The sequence below is a fragment of the Oleiphilus sp. HI0080 genome, from assembly GCF_001635135.1.
On sequence record NZ_LWFU01000660.1, the window covers coordinates 1 to 2,844 of the forward strand.

Genomic DNA, 2,844 nt, shown 5'->3' on the forward strand with positions numbered 1-2,844 from the left:
CATAACGGCGCGATCGTTAAGAACGCAACCGCTTGTACGCAAATCGCCAAAGCAACCAAATGTCGAAATTGCGGAAGGTCGTTCGCGAAAAAGTCTGAATTAGTGCCACTCACGCCGCATACCCCGCAAGCACTGTAAGACAAGCATCACGGTGCTCCTCACCCGCCCCTAGCGGCACCTCAGAGTTGGGCATGACCAACGAAAACTCCTGATTCGCCTCGAACAAACTAAGCACATCAAAGCACATGTAACTCAAAGCCTGCTCAATACCAAAATCTGAATAACTCTCCCAATCAAGGGTCACCTTTTTGCTCGCGACAGATTCTCTCGAACGAACGACGAGCTCCTCTCTACGGGCATAGTGTCGCCACAATACTCTGCGCATATTGTCACCAGCGTGATACTCACGGACATCACCCAGCTCCTCCCCTTCGCGCTTGCTTAGTGCACCCTCCTCATCACCGCCCGCCCCGCTCACCATCGGCGGCTCTATCGGAGCAGGATAAACGACCAACTTTGAGTCAAACCAGATCCAAGTCCACGCCCTGATCAACCCAAAAGGGAAGTATGTCTCAAGACTGACAGCCGGCAAGTCGAAAATGCCGCGCGCATACTCTTCCCCTCTTATCTCAATCACGGATGAAGTTTCCATAGGCCAACACGAAGCGACGGCTTGCTCATCAAGTTTAATGTAAAAACCCGACCGCTCTTTTCCACCCAGGTTTGCCGAAAATTCAACACTAACCGGCACCCCCGCCTGAACAGGACCAATGCGTGAAACGCGCAACGCCAAGCCATGCATGTTGAAAAAACAAAGCCAAATCGAAATCAGAAATGTTGAGCCTAGAATAAACACCAGCAGGTATATCAAGCTACTTTGATAATTGATGGCCGTAAGCAGCATCAATACAAGCATTACACAAAAGGCAAAACCCTGCTTGCTAGGAAAAATATAGATATTCCGTTGATTCAAAAAATGCTCAGAACTAGGCCTTGCGCGCTTTTCAAGCCAACCTTTAAAAACCTTGTTAATATCGTCTCTCCAATGACCGTTTTCAGCTCTGGTAACTGGCTCTCGCCTTTAGCCGTAATTACAGCACAAAGCTGCAATTTATGTTTGACTAATCACACGCCCAACTTGCAATAACCTGCTTCTAGGTAAATACTGACATGGCATATTTGGGAAGTATGATGATTATGAAACAACACCTTTCAAAACGTATTCATTCTTACGATACGTTTTCAGTTCTGGGTTTTACGCTAGGGCTCGCTTTATTTGTCGCACCGTTACAAGCTGAAGTGAAATCACTTAGCAGCTCTGAGCTCACTGAAACCTATATCGAAGACTCGACCATCATCATCACGCCTCGAAAACAAAGCCTAAGTGAGCAAAAAACGGTTTCCAGCGTCACAATCGCCCCGTACGAAGGCGAAGACACAGACTCAGAACTTCTGATCGAAGCTGAAGAGTCCCAAACAGGGCTCGCTAACGCCGTGGAGCTGGATGACGAACTTCTTAGAAACTCGACCGTCGATGCGGCTTTTGAATCAGAACCTGTGGTAGATGTACCAACCTATCAAGAGCTTACAACAATCCCTGTCGCAGACATTCTTGAAGACGAGCGCTATCGTCCGCCTGAAGGCAATTTTGATTTTTCTTATATTGGGGATGATCTAGCACTGAGTCGCGACGCAGACAAACTCACGTTCTCAATTGGCAACATTCCGGGCATTGAGCAAATAAATATTCCAGAGGCCGTTACCGAAGGCAGTCCGGTGCAAATTTTGCCAAGAGAGGGCGGTGGATTTGATCTAACATTTACCGTTCCGCCTGCCGAGTAAAAATAGCCTTAACCAGAGCTCGCATCGAGACCTGCCAAATCTATCCAACTCAGCTCGCACCAAAAAAGGGAAGCCAAAACACGCAACTAGTTACGATCCCAACCTTGCTCGCTAATAATAGTATGCCGCGCAAGGTCAGAGCATCGCCCTCCCCGTTTCTGACACCGCTATCCGACACAATATCCAGACACAAAAAAACCGCTTTAGTTTCCTAAAGCGGTTTGATCGTCTGCTTAAGCAGAATTTGGCGTCCCCTAGGGGAGTCGAACCCCTGTTACCGCCGTGAAAGGGCGGTGTCCTAGGCCTCTAGACGAAGGGGACAAAACTTGTCCGACAGACATACTACTCATTACTTATTGCCTGCTTGTTGTGTCTAGGCATTGCAGCAGGCTTAGATAAAATCAAAGCAACTACAACTAACACTCTGCGCGTAAACCACACAACTTTTAAATGCCTTCAAAAGAAGTAAAAGTTGGTGGAGCCAGACGGGATCGAACCGTCGACCTCAACGCTGCCAGCGTTGCGCTCTCCCAGCTGAGCTATGGCCCCGATGGCATGAGTGCCTCACAACGGGGGCGTATATTATTGAAACGCCCCATGCGAGTCAAGCCGTTTTTAAGGCTTTTATTTGCTTTATTTCAAACCGGTAATTTACGTTGAAATTTTAACCAAAACAGCCTGATATTCTTTTTCTACGCGCTTCGTTTCTTTCTTAGAAAAGCCCTCCATCACATTGAGCGCATGACGAAGACGAGCACGTGTCATATCGGGACCAAGCATGACCATAGAATCCACAACGGACCAAGAGTTTGGTGTTCCAGCAACCGCGACAAACAAAGGCTGCATAAAGTCACCCATCTTTATTTCCATTGCCTTGGCCAAGGCCTTAACGTCCCCAAAAACGTTTTCTTTGTTCCAATGACGCTGCGATTCCAGAGTCCACAAAGCAAACTGCAGAACACGCTTAACCTGCCCCTCTTCGAGTTTCTTGTGTGCGAAATC

General features: G+C 47.8%; 2 protein-coding genes, 2 tRNA genes and 1 pseudogene. 1 reads left to right on the plus strand and 4 read right to left on the minus strand.

Annotated elements, in window-relative coordinates:
* Positions 1–109: 109 nt before the first annotated feature.
* Positions 110–973, minus strand: coding sequence for a DUF58 domain-containing protein (locus A3751_RS14360; RefSeq protein ID WP_068457324.1), 864 nt, complete (start codon positions 971–973; stop codon positions 110–112).
* Between the two features lie 197 nt (positions 974–1,170).
* On the opposite strand from A3751_RS14360, the gene A3751_RS14365 reads away from it, so the two are divergent.
* Entirely contained in the window at positions 1,171–1,842 is a 672-nt protein-coding gene (locus A3751_RS14365) for a hypothetical protein (protein WP_068520249.1), read from the plus strand.
* 245 nt (positions 1,843–2,087) lie between these two features.
* Here A3751_RS14365 and A3751_RS14370 read toward each other — a convergent pair.
* The 3 genes and pseudogenes from A3751_RS14370 to A3751_RS14380 all read right to left on the minus strand — a co-directional run.
* Positions 2,088–2,163: transfer RNA gene (locus A3751_RS14370), tRNA-Glu, on the minus strand.
* A gap of 152 nt (positions 2,164–2,315) precedes the next feature.
* Positions 2,316–2,391, minus strand: a tRNA-Ala gene (locus A3751_RS14375).
* 102 nt (positions 2,392–2,493) lie between these two features.
* Positions 2,494–2,844 (minus strand): annotated as a pseudogene (locus A3751_RS14380) (glutamate--tRNA ligase); the annotation flags it as partial.

Bases quoted from the DNA above. Each gene is read 5' to 3' on its own strand.
- A3751_RS14365 (WP_068520249.1), top strand. From the start codon at position 1,171: ATGGCATATTTGGGAAGTATGATGATTATGAAACAACACCTTTCAAAA.